The 24,642-nt window shown below is 41.5% G+C and carries 32 protein-coding genes and 1 pseudogene; 11 read left to right on the top strand and 22 right to left on the bottom strand.

What is annotated here, in order from left to right; translation table 11 throughout:
- The 9 genes from AACQ38_RS16960 to fkpA form a co-directional block, all read right to left on the bottom strand.
- A partial coding sequence (locus AACQ38_RS16960; RefSeq protein ID WP_192880129.1) for a GTP-binding protein occupies window positions 1-352 on the bottom strand: 352 nt, incomplete at its 3' end.
- Between the two features lie 72 nt (window positions 353-424).
- Window positions 425-2,533, bottom strand: a complete 2,109-nt coding sequence (gene fusA, locus AACQ38_RS16965) for an elongation factor G (RefSeq protein ID WP_011144817.1) — start codon at window positions 2,531-2,533, stop codon at window positions 425-427.
- An 80-nt stretch (window positions 2,534-2,613) separates the two neighbouring features.
- On the bottom strand, window positions 2,614-3,084 hold the full coding sequence (gene rpsG / locus AACQ38_RS16970) for a 30S ribosomal protein S7 (RefSeq protein WP_011144816.1): 471 nt from the start codon (window positions 3,082-3,084) through the stop codon (window positions 2,614-2,616).
- A 97-nt stretch (window positions 3,085-3,181) separates the two neighbouring features.
- On the bottom strand, window positions 3,182-3,556 hold the full coding sequence (rpsL, locus tag AACQ38_RS16975; protein WP_011144815.1) for a 30S ribosomal protein S12: 375 nt from the start codon (window positions 3,554-3,556) through the stop codon (window positions 3,182-3,184).
- Window positions 3,557-3,692: 136 nt separating this feature from the next.
- On the bottom strand, window positions 3,693-3,980 hold the full coding sequence (gene tusB / locus AACQ38_RS16980; RefSeq protein WP_011144814.1) for a sulfurtransferase complex subunit TusB: 288 nt from the start codon (window positions 3,978-3,980) through the stop codon (window positions 3,693-3,695).
- A 20-nt stretch (window positions 3,981-4,000) separates the two neighbouring features.
- Window positions 4,001-4,360 (bottom strand): sulfurtransferase complex subunit TusC, encoded by a 360-nt coding sequence (gene tusC / locus AACQ38_RS16985; RefSeq protein ID WP_165578645.1) that lies wholly within the window; start codon window positions 4,358-4,360, stop codon window positions 4,001-4,003.
- Window positions 4,361-4,369: 9 nt separating this feature from the next.
- Window positions 4,370-4,765: a sulfurtransferase complex subunit TusD gene (gene tusD / locus AACQ38_RS16990; RefSeq protein WP_011144812.1), complete on the bottom strand. Its 396-nt coding sequence runs from the start codon at window positions 4,763-4,765 to the stop codon at window positions 4,370-4,372.
- The gene (locus AACQ38_RS16995; RefSeq protein ID WP_036779966.1) at window positions 4,765-5,487 is read right to left on the bottom strand and encodes a helix-turn-helix transcriptional regulator; all 723 of its coding nucleotides are present in this window, start codon (window positions 5,485-5,487) and stop codon (window positions 4,765-4,767) included. The genes tusD and AACQ38_RS16995 overlap by 1 nt, the downstream gene beginning before the upstream one ends.
- Window positions 5,488-5,780: 293 nt before the next feature.
- Window positions 5,781-6,545, bottom strand: a complete 765-nt coding sequence (fkpA, locus tag AACQ38_RS17000) for an FKBP-type peptidyl-prolyl cis-trans isomerase (RefSeq protein WP_011144810.1) — start codon at window positions 6,543-6,545, stop codon at window positions 5,781-5,783.
- Window positions 6,546-6,795: 250 nt separating this feature from the next.
- On the opposite strand from fkpA, the gene AACQ38_RS17005 reads away from it, so the two are divergent.
- Window positions 6,796-7,014, top strand: a complete 219-nt coding sequence (locus tag AACQ38_RS17005; protein WP_011144809.1) for a protein SlyX — start codon at window positions 6,796-6,798, stop codon at window positions 7,012-7,014.
- 105 nt (window positions 7,015-7,119) lie between these two features.
- On the opposite strand, the gene slyD is transcribed toward AACQ38_RS17005, so the two are convergent.
- The 3 genes from slyD to AACQ38_RS17020 form a co-directional block, all read right to left on the bottom strand.
- Entirely contained in the window at window positions 7,120-7,692 is a 573-nt protein-coding gene (slyD, locus tag AACQ38_RS17010) for a peptidylprolyl isomerase (RefSeq protein ID WP_011144808.1), read from the bottom strand.
- 88 nt (window positions 7,693-7,780) lie between these two features.
- The gene (locus AACQ38_RS17015) at window positions 7,781-7,984 is read right to left on the bottom strand and encodes a YheV family putative zinc ribbon protein (protein ID WP_011144807.1); all 204 of its coding nucleotides are present in this window, start codon (window positions 7,982-7,984) and stop codon (window positions 7,781-7,783) included.
- The gene (locus AACQ38_RS17020; RefSeq protein ID WP_228957132.1) at window positions 7,968-8,117 is read right to left on the bottom strand and encodes a potassium transporter KefB; all 150 of its coding nucleotides are present in this window, start codon (window positions 8,115-8,117) and stop codon (window positions 7,968-7,970) included. The genes AACQ38_RS17015 and AACQ38_RS17020 overlap by 17 nt, the downstream gene beginning before the upstream one ends.
- 159 nt (window positions 8,118-8,276) lie before the next feature.
- On the opposite strand from AACQ38_RS17020, the gene AACQ38_RS17025 reads away from it, so the two are divergent.
- A complete protein-coding gene (locus AACQ38_RS17025) occupies window positions 8,277-10,202 on the top strand; it encodes an ABC transporter ATP-binding protein (RefSeq protein ID WP_011144806.1) in 1,926 nt (641 codons plus the stop codon).
- 235 nt (window positions 10,203-10,437) lie between these two features.
- Here AACQ38_RS17025 and AACQ38_RS24145 read toward each other — a convergent pair whose 3' ends face one another.
- Together AACQ38_RS24145 and AACQ38_RS17030 are read right to left on the bottom strand one after the other, a co-directional pair.
- Window positions 10,438-10,569 (bottom strand): hypothetical protein, encoded by a 132-nt coding sequence (locus AACQ38_RS24145; protein WP_445260629.1) that lies wholly within the window; start codon window positions 10,567-10,569, stop codon window positions 10,438-10,440.
- Window positions 10,539-11,111, bottom strand: coding sequence for a tyrosine-type DNA invertase (locus AACQ38_RS17030; protein WP_011144805.1), 573 nt, complete (start codon window positions 11,109-11,111; stop codon window positions 10,539-10,541). Before AACQ38_RS17030 ends, AACQ38_RS24145 begins: the two co-directional genes overlap by 31 nt.
- A gap of 693 nt (window positions 11,112-11,804) precedes the next feature.
- Here AACQ38_RS17030 and AACQ38_RS17035 point away from each other — a divergent pair.
- From AACQ38_RS17035 to AACQ38_RS17075, 9 genes are all read left to right on the top strand, one after another.
- The gene (locus AACQ38_RS17035; protein WP_165578646.1) at window positions 11,805-12,371 is read left to right on the top strand and encodes a fimbrial protein; all 567 of its coding nucleotides are present in this window, start codon (window positions 11,805-11,807) and stop codon (window positions 12,369-12,371) included.
- Between the two features lie 159 nt (window positions 12,372-12,530).
- On the top strand, window positions 12,531-13,097 hold the full coding sequence (locus tag AACQ38_RS17040) for a fimbrial protein (protein ID WP_049789725.1): 567 nt from the start codon (window positions 12,531-12,533) through the stop codon (window positions 13,095-13,097).
- A gap of 14 nt (window positions 13,098-13,111) precedes the next feature.
- Window positions 13,112-15,700 (top strand): outer membrane usher protein, encoded by a 2,589-nt coding sequence (locus AACQ38_RS17045; protein ID WP_165578647.1) that lies wholly within the window; start codon window positions 13,112-13,114, stop codon window positions 15,698-15,700.
- A 158-nt stretch (window positions 15,701-15,858) separates the two neighbouring features.
- Complete coding sequence (locus AACQ38_RS17050; protein WP_255562391.1) at window positions 15,859-15,990, top strand: hypothetical protein; 132 nt, start codon at window positions 15,859-15,861, stop codon at window positions 15,988-15,990.
- A gap of 65 nt (window positions 15,991-16,055) precedes the next feature.
- A complete protein-coding gene (locus AACQ38_RS17055) occupies window positions 16,056-16,802 on the top strand; it encodes a fimbria/pilus periplasmic chaperone (RefSeq protein WP_228985296.1) in 747 nt (248 codons plus the stop codon).
- Window positions 16,803-16,844: 42 nt separating this feature from the next.
- Entirely contained in the window at window positions 16,845-17,438 is a 594-nt protein-coding gene (locus AACQ38_RS17060) for a fimbrial protein (RefSeq protein ID WP_165578648.1), read from the top strand.
- 12 nt (window positions 17,439-17,450) lie between these two features.
- A complete protein-coding gene (locus AACQ38_RS17065; RefSeq protein ID WP_165578649.1) occupies window positions 17,451-18,290 on the top strand; it encodes an MrpH family fimbial adhesin in 840 nt (279 codons plus the stop codon).
- 32 nt (window positions 18,291-18,322) lie between these two features.
- The gene (locus tag AACQ38_RS17070; RefSeq protein ID WP_165578650.1) at window positions 18,323-18,862 is read left to right on the top strand and encodes a hypothetical protein; all 540 of its coding nucleotides are present in this window, start codon (window positions 18,323-18,325) and stop codon (window positions 18,860-18,862) included.
- A complete protein-coding gene (locus tag AACQ38_RS17075; protein ID WP_165578651.1) occupies window positions 18,859-20,121 on the top strand; it encodes an FKBP-type peptidyl-prolyl cis-trans isomerase N-terminal domain-containing protein in 1,263 nt (420 codons plus the stop codon). Before AACQ38_RS17070 ends, AACQ38_RS17075 begins: the two co-directional genes overlap by 4 nt.
- Window positions 20,122-20,323: 202 nt before the next feature.
- Here the strand turns inward: AACQ38_RS17075 and AACQ38_RS17080 are convergent, their stop codons facing one another.
- From AACQ38_RS17080 to AACQ38_RS17115, 8 genes and pseudogenes are all read right to left on the bottom strand, one after another.
- Window positions 20,324-21,214 (bottom strand): LysR family transcriptional regulator, encoded by an 891-nt coding sequence (locus AACQ38_RS17080; protein ID WP_011144796.1) that lies wholly within the window; start codon window positions 21,212-21,214, stop codon window positions 20,324-20,326.
- A 418-nt stretch (window positions 21,215-21,632) separates the two neighbouring features.
- Window positions 21,633-22,033 (bottom strand): annotated as a pseudogene (locus AACQ38_RS17085) (DUF1240 domain-containing protein).
- A 47-nt stretch (window positions 22,034-22,080) separates the two neighbouring features.
- Window positions 22,081-22,497 (bottom strand): DUF1240 domain-containing protein, encoded by a 417-nt coding sequence (locus AACQ38_RS17090; protein WP_242685615.1) that lies wholly within the window; start codon window positions 22,495-22,497, stop codon window positions 22,081-22,083.
- Window position 22,498: 1 nt separating this feature from the next.
- Window positions 22,499-22,900: a DUF1240 domain-containing protein gene (locus AACQ38_RS17095; protein ID WP_165578652.1), complete on the bottom strand. Its 402-nt coding sequence runs from the start codon at window positions 22,898-22,900 to the stop codon at window positions 22,499-22,501.
- Window positions 22,901-22,907: 7 nt separating this feature from the next.
- The gene (locus AACQ38_RS17100) at window positions 22,908-23,309 is read right to left on the bottom strand and encodes a DUF1240 domain-containing protein (RefSeq protein WP_165578653.1); all 402 of its coding nucleotides are present in this window, start codon (window positions 23,307-23,309) and stop codon (window positions 22,908-22,910) included.
- A gap of 47 nt (window positions 23,310-23,356) precedes the next feature.
- Window positions 23,357-23,578, bottom strand: coding sequence for a DUF1240 domain-containing protein (locus AACQ38_RS17105; protein WP_339367062.1), 222 nt, complete (start codon window positions 23,576-23,578; stop codon window positions 23,357-23,359).
- 194 nt (window positions 23,579-23,772) lie between these two features.
- The gene (locus AACQ38_RS17110; protein ID WP_165578654.1) at window positions 23,773-24,174 is read right to left on the bottom strand and encodes a DUF1240 domain-containing protein; all 402 of its coding nucleotides are present in this window, start codon (window positions 24,172-24,174) and stop codon (window positions 23,773-23,775) included.
- A 47-nt stretch (window positions 24,175-24,221) separates the two neighbouring features.
- On the bottom strand, window positions 24,222-24,623 hold the full coding sequence (locus AACQ38_RS17115; RefSeq protein ID WP_165578655.1) for a DUF1240 domain-containing protein: 402 nt from the start codon (window positions 24,621-24,623) through the stop codon (window positions 24,222-24,224).
- Window positions 24,624-24,642 lie beyond the last annotated feature (19 nt).

Here is a 24,642-nt window from a genome sequence, read left to right on the forward strand (position 1 = left end):
CACGCGTCTGTGGCATTGGACCGTCAGTCGCGGCAACTACCAGGATTGCGCCGTCCATCTGAGCCGCACCGGTGATCATGTTTTTCACGTAGTCGGCGTGGCCTGGGCAGTCAACGTGCGCATAGTGACGGCTTGGCGTATCATATTCTACGTGAGAAGTAGAGATGGTGATACCACGCGCTTTTTCTTCTGGCGCGTTATCAATCTGGTCGAATGCGCGAGCGTTACCACCGAAGGTTTTAGCCAGTACAGTAGTGATGGCAGCAGTCAGGGTAGTTTTACCATGGTCAACGTGGCCGATAGTACCAACGTTAACGTGCGGTTTTTTACGTTCAAATTTTTCTTTAGACACGACTCTATTCCTTAATATCGCTCCCTCGTTATATTGGGAGGGAGCTAAATCTAGATATTAAACCCGAAAAGCTTATTTAGCTTTACGAGCTTCGATAATAGCCTGAGCGACGTTGCTCGGCGCTTCATTGTACTTCAGGAACTCCATGGAGTAAGAAGCACGACCTTGGGTCTGAGAACGCAGGTCAGTAGCATAACCAAACATTTCAGATAATGGTACCTGAGCACGTACGATTTTACCGGTAGTCATATCTTCCATACCATCAATCATACCACGGCGGCGGTTTAGGTCACCGATAACGTCACCCATGTAATCTTCTGGTGTTTCAACTTCAACTTTCATGATAGGCTCCAGCAGAGCTGGTTTCGCCTTCATAAAGCCTTCTTTGAAGCCCATAGAACCTGCGATTTTGAACGCCATTTCAGAAGAGTCCACTTCGTGGTAAGAACCATCGAACAGTGCCACTTTAACGTCAACAATCGGGTAACCGGCCAGAACACCATTTTTCATTTGTTCCTGAATACCCTTATCTACTGCTGGGATATATTCTTTAGGAACAACACCACCAACGATTTCGTTGGCAAATTCATAGCCTACGCCACCTGGTTCCATTGGCTCAATACGCAGCCATACGTGACCAAACTGACCACGACCACCAGACTGACGAACAAATTTACCTTCTTGTTCAACAGTAGAACGGATGGTTTCACGGTAAGCAACCTGAGGTTTACCGACGTTCGCTTCAACTTTGAACTCACGACGCATACGGTCAACCAGAACATCCAAGTGAAGCTCACCCATACCGGCAATAATAGTCTGACCAGACTCTTCATCGGTAGACACGCGGAATGATGGGTCTTCTTGAGCCAGACGACCTAAAGCGATACCCATTTTTTCCTGGTCAGCTTTAGTTTTTGGCTCGATAGCAACAGAGATGACTGGCTCTGGGAATTCCATACGCTCCAGGATAATTGGTGCGTTGATATCACACAGCGTATCACCGGTAGTCACATCTTTCAGGCCAATCGCAGCAGCGATGTCACCTGCACGAACTTCTTTAATTTCTTCACGTTTATTAGCATGCATCTGAACGATACGGCCAAAACGCTCTTTTCTGTCTTTCACTGGGTTAAGAACGGTATCACCGGAGTTAACCACACCAGAGTAGACACGGAAGAAGGTCAAGTTACCAACGAACGGGTCAGTAGCGATTTTAAACGCCAGTGCCGAAAATGGTTCGTTGTCGTCAGAATGACGCTCTGCTGACGTATCTTTACCGTCTGGCAGAATACCTTTAATGGATTCAACATCCGTTGGTGCTGGCAGGTACTCAATAACTGCATCCAGCATTGCCTGAACACCTTTGTTCTTAAATGCAGAACCACAGGTAACCAGGATGATTTCGTTAGTCAGAACACGATGACGTAGACCAGCTTTGATCTCTTCTTCAGTCAGTTCTTCACCGCCAAGGTATTTTTCCATCAGTTCTTCTGATGCTTCCGCAGCGGCTTCAATCAAATTGCTACGCCATTCTTCCGCCAGATCCTGCATATCAGCTGGGATATCTTCGTAAGTGAAGGTGGTTCCCTGATCTTCATCGTTCCAGTTGATGGCTTTCATTTTCACCAAGTCAACAACACCGGTGAACGCATCTTCTGCACCAATGGCTAATTGCAGAGGTACTGGGTTTGCCGCCAAGCGAGTTTTGAGCTGCTCAACAACGCGTAAGAAATTCGCTCCCATACGGTCCATTTTGTTAACGAACGCGATACGTGGAACTCTATATTTATTTGCTTGACGCCATACGGTTTCGGACTGTGGCTGAACACCACCAACCGCACAATAAACCATTACGGCACCATCAAGAACACGCATGGAACGTTCTACTTCGATGGTGAAGTCAACGTGCCCTGGGGTGTCGATGATGTTGATACGATGCGCATCAAACTGCTTAGCCATACCTGACCAGAAAGCAGTTGTTGCTGCGGAGGTGATGGTAATACCACGCTCCTGCTCCTGTTCCATCCAGTCCATAGTAGCAGCGCCATCATGAACTTCACCGATCTTATGGTTTACACCAGTGTAGAACAGAATACGTTCGGTAGTGGTGGTTTTACCGGCGTCGATGTGTGCACTGATACCGATGTTACGGTAGCGTGCAATGGGTGTTGTACGAGCCATTTGATTCCTCTATTCCTAGGACGTTCAATGTAAATCTGGGTGGCAGAACAGCCACCCAGGGCATCATCACTACGATGGGATTACCAACGGTAGTGTGCGAACGCCTTGTTAGCTTCTGCCATACGGTGAACGTCTTCACGTTTCTTAACAGCAGTGCCTTTATTTTCGGCTGCATCAGATAATTCGTTCGCCAGGCGCAGGGCCATAGATTTATCACCGCGTTTACGAGCAGCTTCAACGATCCAACGCATTGCTAACGCATTGCGACGAACCGGACGAACTTCAACTGGTACCTGATAAGTAGAACCACCAACACGGCGGGACTTAACTTCCACGGTTGGACGCACATTATCTAATGCAAGTTCAAATGCTTCCAGGTGCTCTTTACCAGAACGCTGAGCCAGGGTCTCAAGCGCACTATATACAATTGCTTCCGCAGTAGATTTTTTACCATCTACCATCAGGATATTGACGAATTTGGCCAGTAATTCAGATCCAAACTTTGGATCTGGCAAAATTTTACGCTGACCAATTACACGACGACGTGGCATGGAAATACTCCGTTTCGAATTCAGGGTTGTCCAAAACTCTACGAGTTTATTTTGACATTAAGGTAAATAATGTTTGGCCTTACTTAACGGAGTACCATTAAGCTTTTGGCTTCTTCACACCGTACTTAGAACGACCTTGTTTACGGTCTTTAACACCGGAACAGTCCAGTGCACCGCGAACAGTGTGGTAACGCACACCTGGCAAGTCTTTAACACGACCGCCACGGATCAGAATTACGGAGTGTTCTTGCAAGTTGTGGCCTTCACCACCGATGTAAGAAGAAACTTCGTAACCGTTAGTCAAACGCACACGACATACTTTACGCAGTGCAGAGTTTGGTTTTTTAGGGGTGGTGGTATATACGCGAGTACATACGCCACGCTTCTGCGGGCAAGCTTCCAGAGCAGGAACGTTGCTTTTTGCAACCTTCATGCTACGGGGTTTGCGCACCAGCTGGTTAATAGTTGCCATTATTAAAAAAACTCCTGGTTTTTTTGCTTCGTAAACACGGATTAAATCTCTTGTCTGCCCTAACGGCAAAACACGAGGACGCGGAATTTTATGGCTGACTCGCCAAGGTGTCAAGAAATATACAGCTTTTTCTCAACTACCAAGCGAATTGTTGATGGTGTTTTACCGTCAGGTTAACAAAGTCAGTATAGTCGATCACTTGCACTTTGTCTGAAACCTGATCGTCCAATCCCCGCGCCTCAATATCTTCTTTCAGTGCATACAAGGCAGCACCACAACTGATCAACGCCGACAGATAGCAATTACCCTCAATACCTGCCAGTACACCATCCTGAATAAACAAGATGTCATCACCACGGGCAAGCAGCTTGGATATCACATTGAAATCACATTGATAAGGCGATCGGCCAACAGTATATAGCATCTCATTGTCCTTCCAATAGCTCAGAATGTCAGCACAACATCATAGTCAACCAGTTTCTCACGGATCGTTTCTGCGGGTATCACTTTCGCATCCAGAACAAAATGATTGACTGAGCTTAATCCACGCATAACAAGATCTTCCTGGCACAAATAACATTCTTCAATATCGTACAAAGGCAACACCTTAAAAGTAGCGATATAGTTTCTGGCGAGAATTCTGTCAGGCTGCTGATTGGGTAGTAGTTGAAGTACACCGTCAGAAATAAAAAATACCCCTACCTTTTCTGTTAATGCCGAAGTGGCCAGCAATGCATCTAAACCTTCTCGACCCCCTGCATCACCATGGGGTGTTTTAGTGAAGACAAAAGCAATTTTTTTCATTTTTGCCTCTTAGAATTGCACCACACGGTCGCAAATCAACATAGCTTCAGCTAGTGTGCCCAATCCACTTAATTCAAACCCTTCCGCGAGGTTTGCTACCGGTAAATTCAACTCACTCGCCTGCTGAGCATCAATAACACCACGGCGAAGGGCAGCGGCAATACAAATGTGCATGCTAAACCGATGCTCTGTTGCCATCATCTGCCATGCGCTAACCAAATCAAACTCATCACTGGCTGGTGAGGTCAATTGATTGCCGTTATAAACCCCTTCCCGATAAAAAAATACGGTATTAAGTTTATGCCCCATCGTAATCAAGGCTTGCGCGAATTGGTAAGCACTGCTGGCTTGTTGGGTACCATATGCGGGCCCCGTAACCAGCAGACAATAAGACAGCGAAGACATTACCGCTCAGGCCCTAAACATTCACCATTTTTAAACTGGCGAATATAGAGGTAAACAGTATGCTTAGAAATATTTAAACGCTCAGCAACCTGATTGATTGCATCTTTAATATCAAAAATGCCTTTCTCATAGAGATTTAGAACCACCTGTCTGTTCTTGGCATTATTGGATACACTGCGATCAATATTGACTTCTTCGATAGTATATTCAAGCGTTTGCGCAACCAAATCATCCACAGATGAGGCAAAATTTACATTTGGAGCGACATCATGTGTTTCCTCTGGAATAAATGTCTGAATAATTTCAGAGAAAGGGACATCGAGATTCATATTAATGCACAAGAGGCCGATCACTCGGCGGTTCCGGTTGCGGATCGCAATTGTGACTGACTTCATCAATGAACCGCTTTTCGCTCGGGTAAAATAGGCTTTGGATGCACTACAGTCTTCGTCTGTAATGTCATGTAACATACGCAATGCAAGATCAGTGATAGGTGAACCTATCTTACGACCTGTATGTTCTCCGTTGGCTATTCTGACAGCTGAACATTTAAGATCTTCCAATGAATGAAGGACAATCTCGCAATGCCCACCAATTAGCATAGCCAAGCCATCAACTGCGGCTTCATAAGACTTTAAAATTTCGTGATCCGTTTCAGTAAACGGTTGGTTTTCCAGTAAATCGACATCACTGATATCACCAGATAATAACGGGTTAGACATTAAATACACCATCCTTCAATCGCAGACAACGTCTTGCTAAAAACACAACGTGATAAACCTATAAAAATTTCTTGTGAAAATTCAATTATTGCAGATTAACAGAGATCTCAATCAAAGATCTTTGCATCCACATGAAATATTGACGTTAAAACCACATGACATTATCGTCAAGCCATTGCTACTCAGACATTTGGGCTCTATCACAGCTTTCAGTAACAAAAAACCGTTGACAGAATCTCTACCAACGGTTTTATCCGTATTGATCAAAGATATTTAGCGAACAGCTAAATAGCTTACTTAGCTTTGGTCTCCGCTTTAACATCCAGCAGCTCAATATCAAATACTAGTGTCGAATTTGCAGGAATACCCGGCAGATCCGCTTTACCATAGGCCAGCTCTGGTGGAATAACCAGTTTAATTTTTCCGCCTTTTTTCACATTCTGTAAACCTTCTGTCCAACCTGGGATAACGCTATCCAGGCGAATAGAAAGGGGTTCATTACGCTTATAGGAACTATCGAACTCTTTACCGTCAATCAATGTCCCCCGGTAGTTCACAACTACCGTGTCGCTTGCCACAGGCTTCTTACCACTGCCTTCCTTCTCTATTTTATACAAAAGGCCGGTTTTACTCTTAACGACACCCTTTTCCTTAGCAAATTCTTCACGATATTTAACGCCTTTAGCTTCATTCTCGCTGGCTTCTTTTTCCATCTTAGCTTCAGCAGCAGACTTCACTTTACCTTCAAATGCACGCAGCGTATTTTCAATTTCGCTGTCAGTCAGTTTGCTCTTATTATTGAAAGCATCCTGCACACCCGATAACAATTGATCTTTATCCAATGGGATACCCAGAGATTTCTGTTCTTTCAGGGTGTTTTGCATATAACGCCCTAAAGATGCGCCCAGAGCATAAGCATTTTGCTGATCTTCTGTTTTAAATGCGCTGTTCAATTCTGTACTACTCTGGCTATCTGCTTTAGCCGCCAACACCTGAGGGGCGCTGAAAGCCATCGCTAATGTGGTAGCAAGCAGGGTAACTTTAAACAATGATTTCATCTGTTTCTCCAATAGCTTTGGGGGATTTTACCGTCAGCAAAAGTTATGCAATCAAGTCACTATAACCGTCTACAGGAGCACAACACAATATTTGCCGTTTTTTAGTGCCCCAAACTTATTAGGACAACATAAATGACTAGAGGTTTCATAACAACCGCATTTCACAGAATATTCTGGGCATAGTAGGCTACTCTTAATTAATATGAGGCATCTAACACAGGCAATACAGGACCTGAAACGGGAGAAAATCATGGATCTGTCAAAATTTGAGCAACGGCTTGAGTGTTTGGAAAGTCGAATGGCCTTTCAAGAAAGAACTATCGAAGAATTAAATCAGGTAGTGACTGAACAGCAAATGGAGATCACTAAATTAAGAGAGCATTTGCGGTTGATGACAGAACGATTGAAAGCCACTCAACCCTCAATGATCGCTTCACAATCTGAGGAAACACCTCCGCCTCATTACTAGAAAAGACATTAAATTACAATAAATTAGGGCAAGCACTGAAACTAACTATTCCAAACTTGCCCCGCTTTTTTTAAATATTAAAAGCCCACTATCCGCTTCAGCTTATCAGTGGCAACCACCGCCACCGCAGCATCCGTGTCCTTCATTATGGTGATGATGACTGTCGTCATCGCCGTGACCACCACAGCACCCCTCACCATGTTCGTGACCATGAGCACCATGAACATGGCCATGAGCCAGCTCTTCTTCGGTCGCTTCACGAATGGCAATGACTTCAACATTGAATTTCAGATTCTGACCCGCCAGCATATGGTTACCATCAACCACAACATGCTCACCTTCAACTGCTGTAATTTCTACGGGTACTGGCCCCATATCGGTATCAGCCAGGAAACGCATGCCAACTTCCAGTTCATCAACACCAACAAAGACATCTTTTGGCACACGCTGAACCAGATTGTCATCATACTGACCATAGGCATCATCAGCCTGTACGCTGACATCAAAACTCTCACCCGCCTCACGGCCTTCTAGCGCCTTTTCCAAACCGCTGATCAGTGAACCACGGCCATGCAGATAGTCCAACGGCGCACTCGCCGGTGACTCATCAACTAAAACACCATCTTCCGTTCTTACTTGATAAGCCAGGCTGACTACCAAGTCTTTTGCTACTTTCATGACATCTCCTACCCGTGGGTCTAAAAATTTTTACCAATTGTAGCGGAATTTTCAGTCTCTGTACTCACTCGCGCTAATATTCACATAATTACTGTGGGGTAAAAATACCAATAACCTGCTCCTGCTTTCTGACATGAGAGCTCACTTTCTCATCAGTCTGGCGTTGTTGGTGACCACAATGGACACATTCCACCACATCCACCTGATCTTCTTGCCACATTGCCAGCGTGTCCTGAGAGTGACATTCTGGACAGACAGCACCGGCAATAAATCTCTTACGGCTTACTGACATGATTTGCTCCGCTATTATTCATGTATTCATACTCATTCCAACCATCCGGTTGACGACGTTCACTCAGCATTTCTCGTTCGAATAGCTCTTCCAGTTCCCGTCGTGCCTCTTTTATACGAGATATGTGAGCCACATCAATACAGCAGCAGGACTTTAGGCGGCTGTAACATCGTTCCCTCCTCAAGAACGTGTCAGAACACGTATTTTCCGTTACCATGCATACGAACGTTATAAAATAAAACGCTTACTATCTGTTATTGCTAATTTAACATATTCTATACAAACGATACTTATGATTGTTTTCTCTTCATTACAAATTCGTCGCGGAACTCGTGTTCTGCTGGACAATGCCAGCGCCACTATCAATCCCGGGCAGAAAGTTGGTCTGGTAGGGAAAAATGGCTGTGGTAAATCTACCCTACTTGCACTATTAAAAAATGAGCTTCAGGCTGAAACAGGCACATTCACTTTTCCCAGTAACTGGGCACTTTCTTGGGTGAATCAGGAAACGCCAGCACTGGAAATACCCGCTCTGGAATATGTCATTGATGGTGATCGTGAATTCCGTCAACTGGAACAACAACTGCGGATAGCCAATGAAAAAAATGAAGGTAATCTGATTGCTCATCTGCATGGTCAATTAGACACGATTCAAGCCTGGACGATCCGTTCAAGAGCATCAAGTCTACTGCACGGTTTAGGTTTCTCTCAAGAGCAACTTGATCAACCTGTACGTGCATTTTCCGGCGGATGGCGCATGCGCCTCAATCTGGCTCAGGCACTACTCTGCCGTTCTGATTTACTGTTGCTTGATGAACCGACTAACCATCTTGATCTGGATGCGGTTATCTGGTTGGAAAAATGGCTGAAAAGCTACCCCGGAACATTAATCCTTATCTCCCATGATCGGGATTTTCTTGACCCGATTGCCGATAAGATCCTCCATATAGAACAACAATCCCTATTTGAGTACAGTGGCAACTACTCATCTTTCGAACGCCAGCGCGCCACCAAACTGGCGCAACAACAGGCCCTTTATAAAAGTCAGCAAGAGAAAGTTGCCCATCTGCAAAGTTATATTGACCGTTTCCGTGCCAAGGCCAGCAAAGCCAAACAAGCTCAGAGCCGTATCAAGATGTTAGAGCGGATGGAATTAATCGCTCCTGCCCATGTTGATAACCCATTTCATTTCAGTTTCCGTAAACCGGAAAGTCTGCCAAACCCACTCCTGAAAATGGAAAAAGTCAGCGCAGGCTATGGCGAACGGACCGTTTTAAATTCCATCAAACTGAATCTGGTTCCCGGCTCCCGCATTGGCCTGCTTGGCCGTAATGGTGCGGGTAAATCCACGTTAATTAAACTACTGGCTGGCGAACTGCAATCTCAGAGTGGAACGGTAGAATTAGCTAAAGGGATTAAACTGGGATATTTCGCCCAGCATCAACTGGAATATTTACGTGCTGATGAATCACCATTACAGCATTTAGTCCGCATTGCGCAACAGGAAACAGAACAACAACTTAGAGATTATCTGGGCGGCTTTGGTTTCAAAGGTGATCAAGTGACTGACCCAAGTGGGCGTTTTTCCGGGGGAGAAAAAGCACGTTTGGTTTTGGCATTGATGGTCTGGCAACGCCCTAACCTCCTGTTACTCGATGAACCAACGAACCACCTCGACCTGGATATGCGTCAGGCACTGACAGAAGCTTTGATCGACTTTGACGGTGCATTGGTTGTGGTTTCTCACGACCGACATCTATTACGTTCAACAACCGATGAGTTGTATCTGGTTCATGATGGCCGGGTAGAATCATTCAACGGCGATTTAGAAGATTATCAACAATGGCTGATAGATCAACAACGTCAACAAAATCAGCAAATACGTGAAAACAACGATAAGGAAAAAGAGACATCCAGCCAAAGTGCTCAGGAAAGAAAAGATCAAAAACGGCGTCAAGCTGACTTCCGTAACCAAACGCAACCATTGCGTAAGCAACTGGCTAATTTTGAAAAACAGATGGAGAAACTGGGTGGCGAATTGGTTGCACTCGAAAATCAACTTTTAGACAGCGCTATCTATGATAGCAGCCGTAAAGTCGAATTAACTGAATATCTGCAAAAACAAAATCAGACCAAATTAAAATTGGAAGAAATTGAATTAGCATGGATGGAAATTCAAGAACAGCTTGAAAAAATAACACAAGAGTTTGAAGGATAAATGATTTTACAAATTATCATTCAATAAAAAAATAAAGCGGAAAAAACAATCCGCTTTATTTTTCGATAAGTGAATCTGTCATTGAGTCAAAAATTCAAGATAATTTCAATTAATCCTTGGATATCAGTTAAAATTCACATTGTTATTTAATAACGTCATGTATTATCCCCTAATAAATCAAAAAATCAGCATTCAATGATATTCATTATTATCATTGAATAATGAAAAATCCTCATTAGCTCAACATTAATGAGGATTTCTTATCATCAGATGACATTTTTTTGTTATAAGAGAAAAAATTTCTCATATCACAACATATTTTATAAAAAGAGGGTATTAACTGAATCCTTTTGAAGGAATTTCCCATATATTGGAGAACCGTTTTACATTGCTTGCTGTGTAAATAACAGTGTGGGATATATTGCGGTGACCGAGATAATCCTGAATAAGGCGTGTATCTCTTCCCAAATCAGCAAGAGCATAGCCGCAGGCATGTCTTAACATATGTGGATGAGGCGAAATATCGACTAATGCTTGCCTGCCATAACGTTTTAACAAACTATAAACCTGATAGCGTGAAATCGCACCTGATTTTTGTGATAAAAAAACCCACGATGTGTCTGATTCTCTCCAGCTCTTACGGATATTAATCCATTGATTTAACGCATTAAGTTCTTCAGGCACCAATGGATGTGTTGTTGATAGTCCTCCTTTTAATCGCCTTACGTGAATAATTTCCGAGCTAAGATCAAGATCGGATAGTGTCAGATTACATAGCTCACTGACTCTAAATCCATGAATAAAACACATGAGTAGCATGCAATAATCCCGCTCAGCATGACGCCCCTGACGTGCTTTTTCTAAAATCGCATCAATTTCATGTCTGGTTAAGAACTTACGCTTCTTCATGAAAATAATTCCTGTGAGATTTGGGCAGATAGTTACCGATAGAGAATATTAATCTAAATAACTATATCAATTAATAGAGATTTTATGGAATTACTGATCTAAAATTCCATTTATTTATCATAAGAAAGAAACAAATATTTTTTATATATAAATATAAAATTATATATATCATTGAACAGTGATTTTTTGATAGAAAATATCAGGATGTAGAATTTTTATTAAAAATTAAGAAACTATTTTACAACAAAAAACTAAACAGAATGCACCAAACTGTGAATAGTTTTACACAAAACTATCACCTAAGTCAACTATTGTACCTCTCCAGACCGACAACATTTAACCATTTGTAATATATGGTTTTTTTAATATCTTTTTATGACTTTTAATATTTTATCAATATTATTTTATAAAAAATTAGTTGGTTTGTTTGAGCTTGATCAGAGATCAATCAATTGGAAAGTTTATAAATTTAAATTAATGTCTATTTTTGGATATTAATTCCAAAATATTATGCATTTTAGTATTTATAACTAAACAAAACAGTTTGGTGCATTTTGTTTGGTTTTAAAAAATGTTGATATGAGATTTTAAGACCCTTTTTGCATTGGATATCTGGTGTAGGAGTTAAAATCCTACACTGCTACTTTTGTATGGTTATGGGTATCTTATCCTTAAGTTAAGGAATTAACTCACATGAAATTGAATAAATTGGTTATGGCTCTCGGATTGGGTGTAACCCTAGCAGCAGGTTCTGTCAATGCGGCCCCCGAGCCTTCCCCCAAAACTAAAAGTACTAACCAAGGCCACGGAAAAGTGACTTTTGAAGGTTCTATTATCGATGCGCCTTGTTCAATCCACCCCGGTGATGACGATCAGACTGTGAAACTGGGGCAGATTTCCAACAAAGCACTGGCAGGAGGCGGTAAGTCCACCCCGGTTCCTTTTAATATCCGCTTACTAGACTGTGATGCTAACGGCTTGGAAAAGAGGACTGTAATGGCGACTTTCTCTGGGGTACCCTCTGCTGTGAATAAGGACCTACTGGCAATTGTTGGTTCGGCCTCTGGTGCGGCTATTGGTATCACCAACGATAACGCCAAGCTTATCAAACTAGGACAACAGAGCTCACCCACAATCATCACCGATGGTTCCGACTCTACCATGCGCTTCGCTGCTTTCTTACAAGGTGACGGGGCTTCTACGACTATCGTTCCTGGTGATTTCACCGCTGTGGCTAACTTCACTCTGGCTTACCAATAAAGGTGTTGAAAGAAGCCTTTCTGTGCGTTGGAAAGTCTATCTGTTTCTCTTTCCCGCGGTTGCCTAGCCTTCAGGCTGACAGGGGAAACAGCGGGAAAGAGGGGTCCCTACAAGATTAGGGAAATGAATTTGCCGGTAAACCAAATTTTGGAGAGCGAGATGACTCTTCTTAGCCGTCCAACCTGTTCTAAGATGTTGCCTTCCCTGCTGACGTTGTTAGTGCTAACCAGTCTGATATTGTCATTTATGGCAACCGCTATCAACCAAGAGCACGGCCGCGTCAACATGCAAGGCTCCATCATTGATACACCCTGTACAATTGCTTTGGGCAATCAAGATCAGACCATCGACATATCATCTATTTTGGTCGGACAAATTATCCGCAGTGGTCACGGGCCGGTACGGCTTTTAAGTATACAGTTGATTAATTGCCTGTTGGCTCCCGTATTACTGAATCGCCTGAGCAGGTCATACTTTCAAGTGACTTTTGATGGTGCGGCTGCTCGTAACGACCTATTTAGCATAAATGGCGAGGCGAGTGGTGTGGGATTACAGATATCGGACAGTACAGGAGCGGTAGTCGCGCCGGGCAAACCCATGCCTGTAGAGGATCTGCAAATAGGCTCAATGCGGCTGGATTATACTTTACGTCTGGTAACAGCTCACCAAGTGTTACGCGCCGAGGTCCTCCACACCATGATACGTTTCAAACTGGATTATTTCTGATGAAAGGACCCATCATGCCATCGTTACTTTGTGGAGCGAGGGATAGCTCGGTGGCACTGTGTATCTTGTTGGCTCTTTGTCGCGTGCAGGTGGTCAAGGCTGCCGATAGGGTGGAATTCAACACGGATGTTCTTGATGTCAAGGATCGGGCGCGTATTGACTTAAGTCAGTTTTCCCATGCTGGCTACATTATGCAAGGTAGCTACCAGATGGTATTACGCTTGAATAAAAACGAATTGCCCGAGCAGACAGTGCAGTTCATTGCTCCTGATCATGATCCAAAAGGCAGTGAAGCGTGCCTGACGCCGAAGATGGTTGATCAACTGGGGCTTAAAGCGGATGCAATCCGTCAGCTTACTTGGTGGTATAACGGCCAATGCCTAGAAATAGCTTCTCTGAAAGGTATGGAAGTTCGAGGTGACTTGGGCGCTGGGGCACTATACATCAGCATGCCGCAGGCTTACTTAGAATATACCGTAGAAAACTGGGATCCGCCGTCACGTTGGGATAATGGGATCTCCGGTATGTTGTTTGACTACAGCGTCAATGCACAGGTGACAAATCAGTCAGGCGCAGGCAGCCAAGCGCAATCTTTAAGTGGTAACGGAACAGCTGGGGCCAACTTGGGACCTTGGCGTCTGCGGGCTGATTGGCAAGTGCAGTACAGCCATACTACGGGACAGGTAGGAAGTGCCCAGCAAAGCTGGGAGTGGAGCCGCTATTACGCCTACCGTGTGATAGCCGCTCTGCGTGCCAAGCTGACGTTGGCGGAAGACTACCTCAACTCTGGGATGTTTGACAGTTTCCGTTACATCGGAGCCAGTCTGATATCGGACGACAACATGCTGCCACCGAACCTGCGCGGTTATGCGCCGGAAGTGACAGGGGTGGCGAAGACTAACGCCAAGGTGACCATCAGTCAGCAAGGGCGTGTGATTTATGAAACTCAGGTGGCAGCAGGCCCTTTCAGTATTCAGGATCTGAATACTGCGGTGAATGGCAAGCTGGATGTGAAGGTACAGGAGCAGGATGGCAGCGTACAGACCTTTCAGGTGAATACCGCTAATGTCCCCTATCTGACACGTCCGGGTATGGTTCGTTACAAAATTGCCGCCGGTAAGCCATCAGATATTAAGCATCGCAGTAAAGGGCCGGGCTTTGCAACCGGAGAATTCTCTTGGGGGGTGAACAACGGTTGGTCGCTGTACGGAGGCGCTTTGCTGGCTAGGGGCTATAACGCTCTGGCTATCGGTATCGGCCGTGACTTGCTGGCGTTTGGTGCATTGTCATTTGATATAACGCAGTCGCGAGCTCAGCTTCTGCATGATGACACCAAACATGGAGGTTCGTATCGGGTTAGCTATTCTAAACGCTTTGACGAATACGACAGCCAGATAACATTTGCAGGTTACCGTTTCTCAGAACGTAACTTCATGAGCATGTCACAGTATTTAGAGGCGCGTTATTACGGTGTCAATAATGGCAGAGGTAAAGAGTTCTATACCACCACGTTTAACAAGCAGTTTAAGGAATTGGGGCTTAGTGTTTATCTGAACTACGGCCATCAGACCTATTGGGACCGTCCGAACAACGATACTTATAACCTGTCACTATCACGTTATTTCGACATTGGACGCTTTAAAAACATCAGCCTGAGCCTAACGGCATATCGGACTCAGTACAACGGCACTAATGATGACGGTTTGTATCTGAGTATGGCTGTACCGTGGGGTGAAAATAGCACAATAACCTATGACGGTCAGCTTAGCCGTAATAGTAGTAATACTGTGGGCTACTATGACCGTATCGATGACAACAATGCATATCGGATTAATGTCGGTAACGGTCAGGGTGGGCGTAGTATTGGCAGTGGTTACTTCACCCATGAGGGGGATATAGCTAAGTTGACAGCGAATGCCAATTTCCGTGGAAGTGAATATAGCGCTATGGGGCTGTCACTTCAGGGGGGAATGACGGCAACGGCAGATGGCGCTGCGCTACACCGTATCAACATGATAGGGGGAACACGCATGATGCTCGACGCTGATGGGATTGGTGGTGTACCAATACGCGGTTATGGCAGTGTGACCCATACCAACATTTTTGGTAAAGCGGTGGTGAGTGATATCAACAGTTACTACCGCAGCAGCGTTAATGTGGACGTGAACCAACTGGCGGATAACGTGGATGCAACTCGCTCGGTGGTACAAGGCACGCTAACGGAAGGCGCTATTGGTTATCGCAAGTTTGGGATGATCTCCGGCGAGAAGGCGATGGCCATTATTAAGTTGACAGACGGTACGGCTCCTCCATTCGGCGCTATCGTGATGAATGAACGTGAAATGCAAACTGGCATCGTGAATGATGAAGGAAGTGTATGGTTAACCGGCATTAATCCAGGCGAGAACATGAGTGTGCATTGGGATGGTCACATACAGTGTCTCATCACATTACCGCAATCTCTTCTAGCCAACTTGATGAATAATCTGTTGTTACCTTGTCGGCGTGTTAAAGGGAATGATGGTAGTGACGCTGTAGAGACAGTTGTTACACCAGCCAACACAGGTAACGTAGCGAGGATCGGCGGCGAAAATGGCAGGTGAGTTAAGACAAACTGGATGGGTAATTCAGGTGTGGAGAATCAGGTGTGGAGAACCGTAAGCCGCGTAAGTATGTGCTGCGAGATTAGATTTATATCCTATGGATTTCAAGATGCATCGCGACGGCAAGGGAGCGAATCCCCGGGAGCATAGAGAGCTATGTGACCGGGGTGAGTGAGTGCAGCCAACAAAGAGGCAACTTGAAAGATGACGGGTATAGCCGTGATATCAACCATATTTGCGCATTCGCACTCGATTCCAGCCAAGGGTGGTGGTTCTTTCCAGAAGATTAATAAAAGTGTGGGGTGGATGAATGGAAATGTTGCCTAAAGATAAGTACAACCGCATGAGTATGACAATGAAAAAAAACGCGGCGGCTTCTGCTGTCATGTTGGCCGGTATTCTGGCTGTTCAGCAAGCTAATGCAGCTATTGCCCTCGATCGCACCCGCGCGGTGTTTAATGGGGAAGATAGATCAATGAGCCTTAGTATCAGTAACCAGAATAAAGAGTTGCCCTATCTTGCGCAGGCTTGGATTGAGGACGAGCATGGCAACAAGATTAACACTCCACTGACTGCACTACCGCCACTTCAAAGAGTAGAGCCGGGAGCCAAAAGCCAAGTGAAGTTGCAAGTCACTCAGGGCATCAACATGTTGTCTCAGGATAAAGAGACGCTGTTCTATTTCAACCTCCGGGAAATTCCGCCAAAGTCCAACAAACCCAACACATTGCAGATTGCGCTGCAAACACGTATCAAACTGTTTTATCGGCCAAAGGCTATTACTGTTGGCCGCACGGACTACGAAAATCCTTATCAGGAGAAGTTGACGATGACTCGACAAGGGGATCGCTATGTAGTGAACAATCCGACGCCATACTACGTGACCATCGCATCAGCATCGTCCAGCCTAAATGGAACAGCGGTATCCGGTTTTAATCCGATGATGATCCCACCAAAAGGCAGTGCTGTGTTGGGTGGCAGTGCGTCAGCAATGGGTAACAATCCTGTACTGATTTTCATCAATGATTTCGGTGGTCGGCCAAAATTAGTGTTTGGTTGTAGTGGTGGCACTTGTACCGTGAAAAGTAGTAAACCCGGTTGAGATGTTTGCTGAAATTGGGGTAGCTCAGTAAAGGAGGCATGTATGAACACCATCCTAAAGCCAGATCGAGATGGACTGATACCGTCCTTGTGTCGGCGTAACCGATTACATGTTCTTAAAGCGTTGTTGCTCTTGCTTTCGATAAGCTCAGTGTGTAATGCGAAGGATAAATTTGAATCCATTGTTCGTATAAAAGTTAATGTACTTAGAGAAGCTTGCGGTATCCAGCCTGGAGATGATGCAATTACCGTGGACTTCGATACAGTGTCCGGAAAACACCTTTATCAAAATGAACGTAGTCATAGTAAAACGTTTTCAATTCACCTCATAAACTGTGATGTGACAAGAGCTCGGGAGGTGAATATAAAATTTCTAGGTAAGGAAAATAATGAGCTTCCTGGGCTTTTGGCTTTTCAACCGGGAAGTCAAGCATCAGGGGCAGCGGTTGGAATAGAGTCTCTGGCTGGAGAACCTATTTCGATAAACAAGACTGTTAAAAAATACAGTTTAAATAATGGCAATGCCACGCTGGACTTTAAAGCCTATGTGCAAGGGGAGCCTTCTGCTATCAAAAATCACTCAATAGTATTTGGTAAGTTCTCGGCTATTTCGACGTTTATGTTGGACTATGAGTGAAATGGAGGGAATATGAGGGGCTTTTTCTATCTTGTTTTTTTCATGACATTGGCTGGTGTTCCATTTATAGAGGTAAATGCAGGAGCCTTTGTAACGCCAATTGACATGTACCAAGTCAATGCTGGTGGTCGAGACACACGTGTAGTTCTACAAATAGTTGACTGGACGGAAAATGATACAGACCAAAACCCATGTTACAACTCTATGCTTTGTTATGTTGGTCCAGATGTGAAATATCGCAGTGCCCCTGTAAACCCGGGGATGTATGGTAGCTGTAAGATGGAGGATCATTGTCTTGAAATCTCTCTATATAAGACTAAGAAGAAGGTAGCCGAGGAGTACAAAAAAAAATTTCCGTTGCCATATCGATCAGATTTCCTTTTGCGATCCTCTGAAGCAGATTGTGTAGGATTGTTTTATATTCGACACCAACCTACTACAGGTGATTCAGATGCACAGCAGTGGCCTGGTAGTGTTTGTGGCAAGGTGCCATCAGTCAAGCAATCTTGCAGTCTTTCTTTGCCATCTGTCATTGATCATGGCAATTTGGGGCAAGAAAATCTCAACGGGAATAAGAAAACGATAACAGGAAATGTGCAGTGCACATTGCCAGCTAACCTGACTTTATATACAAAATCCTCAACGGGTGAAAAGTTTATTTATTTAAATCCTAAAAAAACACTTTACTCCGATGTGGATATCAATGGCTCAAATGCTTGGAATGGTGTTCCAATAACGGTAAGTGGAAATAATCTCTATTCATTTTCCTTTTCATCCAGACTTCAATCATTGGGTAAAGTTGATGCAGGTGCCTATTCAGGAGATGTTATTGTGATTATGGCTTTTAATTAGTTTTGATACTAATGATGCTGGGGAGTAATAAGGTGAATAACTTGTTTGTTCTTAAACATATATGTGTGATGTTGCAGGTTTGGAAAATAACAAGGCGCTGCATTGTACCTTATGGTTGTTATTTCTACCTACTATTAGCAGCCGCATTTCTTTTAACAGGATGTGCTCAAGAGCTCACACCAAAGAGAGTGCCGACATCAAGTAAAATAAAAGTATCGTCAACCACTAAGACATTGGTTCATTCTTCATTACCCCCTGAATCTGGAGGCGGTGATTGTCGTTTTACCGGAAATGTGCAGCCCTCTGCTGACAGCAATTCCGGTAAATTGGCACAATGTACTCGCGAGTTGGAGGCATTGAAGCAGTTCAGCGGCACTAAATACACACGCTACAAAGCCGAATTTGATCGCATTGCCCGTACGGGTAGTCAATATTTGGCGGTGGCTAACGGGATCAGTGAGGATATCAATGACTTAGTACGTCCTAAGTATCAGTATGCTCTTACCAGTTTGTGTTATCGTATAAAAAACGACTTATCATTGGCATTAATTAATCAGGTAGATGCACAATGAGCTGTATACGAATGCATCTTCATCGCTGTGCCTGGTTATTAATTGGTTTTTTGGGAACGGTTGATATTGTAAGTGCAGCAGAAAGTGGAAACTATACACCTCCTGGCGGTACGCCCTCGGTGGATAGCTTGATGGAAAGCGCCAGTAATTCTGATTATGGTCTGAGTACCCTAATGGCGCAACAGTCCAAATCTGGTGAGTCATCTTCAAACAGAAGTGCATCAAAGCATGCGGTTGGAACATCCATTCTTGTTGGTATGGGGGCCTCGTCCGGTGGTAGCGAAGCAGCAGCCCGTAAAGTATTGCGTGCAGAGAATCGTAAGCTTAAGAGACAACTTACCGATAGTATCGCCGAGTTGAAGTCTTCCCAGACTGAACTAGAGAAGAGCCGTAAGCAGCTATCTGACCACCAATCAGTCAGGATAGAAGTGCAGAAGCAAAAGGATACATTACAAAAACAGTTAAGTGACCATCAGACCCTACTGACAGCTACGCAGCATCAGTTCAAAGAAGCACAAACGCAGTTAGAGGCCGTGCGTAAACAGTTCAGAGAAGCTGACATTGTTCGAGAGCAGTTAGAGACGGCATTGGTTTCTACTCGTTATCAACTAGTGCAAGCCAATGATCGAGCGGTAAAAGCCAGTAAATCCGTGAGTGTACCGCTCGATAGCGATAACCGTAAGCGTGACTATGTCGTGGGCCAAGCGATGGCCTCGGGGCTAAAAGAGACACTGGCGAGTTATGCAGAAAGTGGGTTATCTCTGGATCCTGTTCGAGTGACTGCCGGATTAACTGATGGATTACGCAATCGCATGCAGCTTAAACGCAGTGATATGGATAAATATTACCTGACCTTTGCGGAGCAATTACAAAAACAGGTAAATGCCAAGGTTAAGATGGGAGAAGCACTGATTGCGAAGAAAACTGCCGGACGCAAGCCAGCAAAGAAAGTCAATGGCTTGGTGTACTTTGTGGTCAAGAAAGGTCACCCTATTAAGGATCAGGATGCACCGGTTTCACTAGCTTTGTCTGAGCAGATTGTTGATGGTGCCACTTTAAGCGCTATTCCGACACTGACACTTACCGCTGACGATGATATACCCGCCGTAGTGCGTGAGGCGCTTCCATTGTTGGGTGAAGAGGCCGAAGTTGATGCCTATGCTTTAGCTAAGGTCGTGTATGGCAACTTACCGATGCCGAAAGGGGTAACCCCGTTTACGGTCTTGGTCTATCACCTGAAAGGGATTAAACCCCAGTAAAAATAAACCATTTTGACATCCTTATGCCTTGGATTTACCCAGGGCATCATCAATCTCATATTCACCTGATTTACCCTCATAATAATGATAGATTTATCAGGCACAACAAAATCATTATTATTTAACCAGAGGTTAGATAATTAATAAAAACATTCCCCTCTTCTACATTACAATATACCCGTTATCTTTCAATCTGCCTCTTTTACACATTATCAATCAGTGAAGAGAATAACTCCGTTTCATTTATCAATTCATAATTGATAATTGGACTCCATAAGATACCAAAATCAATCTCCATATCGGTTTTTAACACTTCTAATAAATCCAAATATTGTGATGGAATTGAGCGAATAACTTTTTCCGGAATTAATGAAAAACCATTACGTTTAATTATTAGTTCAATCATTACCATAATATCATTCGTTTTTAACATTAAATTCATACTATTATCATAAATAGAAAATGCGTTAATACCATCAATAAAATCAATTGGGATATCATTCTCATCCATGTCAATAAGCTGATACAACGATGCCATTTCAGCACTTAATTCTGTAAAATGCCGAAACCAATCACTCCCTTTTTTAAAAAGGTAAACGAGTTTTTCAGTAAAAATCTTTCTAGGCATAAGTGATGAAGTCAATGGTAGAGGAACAATGGCGATATGTAATAAACCAGAGTTTAATAGATTCATTTGCTGCTCAAATGTCAGACCAGTAATTAGCACAAGCACGGCTTTTTCCTTCCTACCTAGAAAAATCCGCTCTTCCATTTTTCCAGAATCATAAATAGGAAAACAAGAGCTAACATAAAGGTAATGTGGCGCATCATCTTGCAAATCATGATTAACCTGAATCTGAAATTGCTCAAAATGACCCAGTAATTTCTGAGCATTCTCAAAGGTTTTTTGTCCAAAATCAGTCAATCTGGTACCACCAGGTCCTCTGGAAAACAAAAGAGCCCCAAATTCCGCTTCCAGTGCATTAACTTTCTTAGTCAGTGCAGGTTGAGAAATATGTAGTATTTGAGAAGCCTTATGATAATTAAGTGTTTCAGCTAACACGATAAAAGCTTTGAGATTGCGTATATCCATATCTCCACCATTCAGGTTTATCTTTCATACTTTCTTACGTTATTATTTCAATAATGAACTAAATTATTTAGACTTAACTGAAATTAATTAAATAGAGATTAAACAACAATTATAAGATGATCAATTAATTTATTATAAAAATGTTGTCAATATAAATATAGATTTTATTAATACCATAATTCCTTCTTACCCTCTAAGATAAATGGGTAAGTAATTCACTTAAATTAAATTCGTTAGAAGATAAGAAATTTCCCGATTTTTAACTGTTTTCCCTATAGTAATTCCTATGCACCTAATGACATGTATTTCCTACTATATAGGATAGCGAAATATAGCAGGTAAGCATCATTCTGAAAATATAACTATTAATTCTCATTTTTAAATAAAACCTCTCCTCCATCCACCAATAAGACTAATATCAATCACATAGTTTAATATCTTTTACATAGGTATTAGGCGACGTCAAAGAGATTCTTGGACATACCAAATAGTTATCACTCTTTAATTTATAATTCACATACAAAGATGTAGGAAAACTTAAAAAAAGTGAAATAATGGCTATCGAACCAAAATATTTATTAAAACTATCATGATACTTAGGATAATGACCAGTTATACTGACAAAAAGAATAAAGAATAAAGAATAAAAAACCAAAGGAGAAAAAAAGAATATAATAATAACACTACTTGAGAATGTTATTTTCTTATCCATTTTAACTAAAGAGATTAAATTTTCTCCTGTCAAAAAGAAACCAAATGACGTCAAAATAAAAATAGCAAGAGCGCCGATGATATATATAATCTTTTTTTATCTCCCATACTGCCCCCAATTATGAAGAAATTGATTGAAATCAAATAAAACAATATCAATCACATAGCTTAATATCTTTTACATAAGTATTCGGCGACGACCAAGAGATTCTTGGGCATACCAAATAGCCATCACTTTTTAACTTATAGTTCACATATAAAGACGTAGGAAAACTTAAAACAATTGAAACAATAGCTATCATTCCCAAATACTTATTAAAATTATCATGATTTTTTGGATAACAGCCAACCACATTAACAAAGATAATAAAAACTATATAATATAAAACCAAAGGAAAAGAAAAAAATGTCATAAAAACACTGCTTGAGAATGTTATTTTCTCATCCATTAAAACCAATGAAAGCAAATATTCACTTACTATAAACATAGAAAATGACATTAAAGCCAATATAAAAATTGCGCAAATAATACGTATTATTTTTCTTTTTTTATCCACAACCATATCACTCATATCAATCACATAGCTTAATATCTTTTACATAGGTATTAGGCGACATCCAAGATATTCTTGGACATACCAAATAGTTATCACTTTTCAATTTATAACCCACATATAAAGATGTAGGAAAACTCAAAACAATTGAAACAATAGCTATCGAACAAAAATATTTATTAAAGCTATCATGATGTTTAGGATAACGACCAGTTATATTAATAATAATAACTAGAATAATATAATATGAAACAAATGGAAAAGAAAAAAATGTCATAAAAACACTGCTTGAGAATGTTATTTTCTCATCCATTAAAATTAATGAAAGTAAATATTCACTTACTATAAACATAGAAAATGACATCAAAGCCAATGAAAAAACTGCGCAAATAATGTGTGTTATTTTTCTTTTACTATCCATAACCATATCAATCACACAGTTTAATATCTTTCACATAAGTATTCGGCGACGTCCAAGATATCCTTGGACATACTAAATAGCCATCATTTTTTAACTTATAATTCACATACAAAGATGTAGGAAAACCTAAAAAAAATGAAATAATAGCTATCGTCCCAAAATATTTGTTAAAACTATCATGGTATTTAGGATAACGTCCAGTTATATTAACAAAAATAACAAAAATAACATAATAAAAAACCAACGGAGAAGAAAAAAATATCATAAAAACACCACCTGAGAATATTATTTTTTCATCCATTTTAATTAAAGAATTTAAATTTTCCCCCGTCAAAAAGAAAGTGAATGACGTTAGAATGAAAATAAAAAGAGCACAGATGATATGTATAACCTTTCTTTTATTTCCCATAATTCCCCCAGTTATTAAGGAATTGATTTAAATCAAATAAAACAATATCAATCACATAGCTTAATATCTTTTACATAAGTATTCGGCGACGACCAAGAGATTCTTGGACATACTAAATAGTTATCACTTTTCAGTTTATAGTCCACATAGAAGTAGACGGGAAAACTCAAAAAAACCGAAGAAATCGCTATCACAAATAAATATTTTGCACAGGTGTCATAGTGTTTTGGATAACGCTTTGCTAAAGAAAGATAAACAGCCGAAACCACAAAATAAAAAACAAAAGGAAATGAAAAAAAATATCATAACATTACCTGAAAATGTTATTTTTTCATCCATTAAAATCAACGAAAGCAAATATTCACTTACTATATACATAGAAAACGACATCAAAGACAATATGAAAATCGCGCAAATAATGTGTATTATTTTTCTTTTACTATCCACAACCATATCACTCATATCAATCACATAACTTCATATCTTTCACATAAGTATTCGGCACCATCAAAGAGATTCTTGGACATACCAAATAATCATCACTTTTTAACTTATAATGCACATATAAAGATATGGGAAAACTTAAAAAAAATGAAGTAATAGCTATCGTCCCAAAACAGTTAACAAAACCATCATGATGCTTTGGAGAACGACCAGTTATATTGACAAAAATAACTGCAATCATATAATAAAAAATCAAAGGAGAAGAAAAAAATATTATAACAACACGACCTGAGAATGTTATTTTCTCATCCATTTTAATTAAAGAATTTAAATTTTCCCCCGTCAAAAAGAAAGTGAATGACGTTAGAATGAAAATAAAAATAGCGCAGATGATATGTATAACCTTTCTTTTATTTCCCATAATTCCCCCAGTTATTAAGGAATTGATTGAAGTCAAAAACAACAATATCAATCACATAGCTTCATATCTTTTACATAGGTATTAGGAGACTTCCAAGAGATTCTTGGACATACCAAATAGTTATCACTCTTTAATTTATAATTCACATACAAATATGTAGGGAAACTTAAAAAAAGTGAAATAATGGCTATCGAACCAAAATATTTATTAAAACTATCATGATACTTAGGATAATGACCAGTTATACTGACAAAAATAATAAAAAATAAAGAATAAAAAACCAAAGGAGAAAAGAAGAATATAATAATAACACTACTTGAGAATGTTATTTTCTCATCCATTTTAACTAAAGAGACTAAATTTTCTCCTGTCAAAAAGAAAGCGAATGACATCAAAATAAAAATAGCAAGAGCGCCAATGATATATATAATCTTTTTTTTATCTCCCATAATTTCCCCAGTTCTTAAG

The organism is Photorhabdus sp. RW14-46, assembly GCF_963887965.1.
Lineage (GTDB): Bacteria > Pseudomonadota > Gammaproteobacteria > Enterobacterales > Enterobacteriaceae > Photorhabdus > Photorhabdus laumondii.

Bases quoted from the DNA above. Each gene is read 5' to 3' on its own strand.
- fusA (WP_011144817.1), bottom strand. From the start codon at position 2,533: ATGGCTCGTACAACACCCATTGCACGCTACCGTAACATCGGTATCAGT.
- rpsG (WP_011144816.1), bottom strand. From the start codon at position 3,084: ATGCCACGTCGTCGTGTAATTGGTCAGCGTAAAATTTTGCCAGATCCA.
- rpsL (WP_011144815.1), bottom strand. From the start codon at position 3,556: ATGGCAACTATTAACCAGCTGGTGCGCAAACCCCGTAGCATGAAGGTT.
- tusB (WP_011144814.1), bottom strand. From the start codon at position 3,980: ATGCTATATACTGTTGGCCGATCGCCTTATCAATGTGATTTCAATGTG.
- tusC (WP_165578645.1), bottom strand. From the start codon at position 4,360: ATGAAAAAAATTGCTTTTGTCTTCACTAAAACACCCCATGGTGATGCA.
- tusD (WP_011144812.1), bottom strand. From the start codon at position 4,765: ATGTCTTCGCTGTCTTATTGTCTGCTGGTTACGGGGCCCGCATATGGT.
- AACQ38_RS16995 (WP_036779966.1), bottom strand. From the start codon at position 5,487: ATGTCTAACCCGTTATTATCTGGTGATATCAGTGATGTCGATTTACTG.
- fkpA (WP_011144810.1), bottom strand. From the start codon at position 6,545: ATGAAATCATTGTTTAAAGTTACCCTGCTTGCTACCACATTAGCGATG.
- AACQ38_RS17005 (WP_011144809.1), top strand. From the start codon at position 6,796: ATGGATCTGTCAAAATTTGAGCAACGGCTTGAGTGTTTGGAAAGTCGA.
- slyD (WP_011144808.1), bottom strand. From the start codon at position 7,692: ATGAAAGTAGCAAAAGACTTGGTAGTCAGCCTGGCTTATCAAGTAAGA.
- AACQ38_RS17015 (WP_011144807.1), bottom strand. From the start codon at position 7,984: ATGTCAGTAAGCCGTAAGAGATTTATTGCCGGTGCTGTCTGTCCAGAA.
- AACQ38_RS17025 (WP_011144806.1), top strand. From the start codon at position 8,277: ATGATTGTTTTCTCTTCATTACAAATTCGTCGCGGAACTCGTGTTCTG.
- AACQ38_RS24145 (WP_445260629.1), bottom strand. From the start codon at position 10,569: ATGGGAAATTCCTTCAAAAGGATTCAGTTAATACCCTCTTTTTATAAA.
- AACQ38_RS17030 (WP_011144805.1), bottom strand. From the start codon at position 11,111: ATGAAGAAGCGTAAGTTCTTAACCAGACATGAAATTGATGCGATTTTA.
- AACQ38_RS17035 (WP_165578646.1), top strand. From the start codon at position 11,805: ATGAAATTGAATAAATTGGTTATGGCTCTCGGATTGGGTGTAACCCTA.
- AACQ38_RS17040 (WP_049789725.1), top strand. From the start codon at position 12,531: ATGACTCTTCTTAGCCGTCCAACCTGTTCTAAGATGTTGCCTTCCCTG.
- AACQ38_RS17045 (WP_165578647.1), top strand. From the start codon at position 13,112: ATGCCATCGTTACTTTGTGGAGCGAGGGATAGCTCGGTGGCACTGTGT.
- AACQ38_RS17055 (WP_228985296.1), top strand. From the start codon at position 16,056: ATGAAAAAAAACGCGGCGGCTTCTGCTGTCATGTTGGCCGGTATTCTG.
- AACQ38_RS17060 (WP_165578648.1), top strand. From the start codon at position 16,845: ATGAACACCATCCTAAAGCCAGATCGAGATGGACTGATACCGTCCTTG.
- AACQ38_RS17065 (WP_165578649.1), top strand. From the start codon at position 17,451: ATGAGGGGCTTTTTCTATCTTGTTTTTTTCATGACATTGGCTGGTGTT.
- AACQ38_RS17075 (WP_165578651.1), top strand. From the start codon at position 18,859: ATGAGCTGTATACGAATGCATCTTCATCGCTGTGCCTGGTTATTAATT.
- AACQ38_RS17080 (WP_011144796.1), bottom strand. From the start codon at position 21,214: ATGGATATACGCAATCTCAAAGCTTTTATCGTGTTAGCTGAAACACTT.
- AACQ38_RS17090 (WP_242685615.1), bottom strand. From the start codon at position 22,497: ATGAGTGATATGGTTGTGGATAAAAAAAGAAAAATAATACGTATTATT.
- AACQ38_RS17095 (WP_165578652.1), bottom strand. From the start codon at position 22,900: ATGGATAGTAAAAGAAAAATAACACACATTATTTGCGCAGTTTTTTCA.
- AACQ38_RS17100 (WP_165578653.1), bottom strand. From the start codon at position 23,309: ATGGGAAATAAAAGAAAGGTTATACATATCATCTGTGCTCTTTTTATT.
- AACQ38_RS17110 (WP_165578654.1), bottom strand. From the start codon at position 24,174: ATGGGAAATAAAAGAAAGGTTATACATATCATCTGCGCTATTTTTATT.
- AACQ38_RS17115 (WP_165578655.1), bottom strand. From the start codon at position 24,623: ATGGGAGATAAAAAAAAGATTATATATATCATTGGCGCTCTTGCTATT.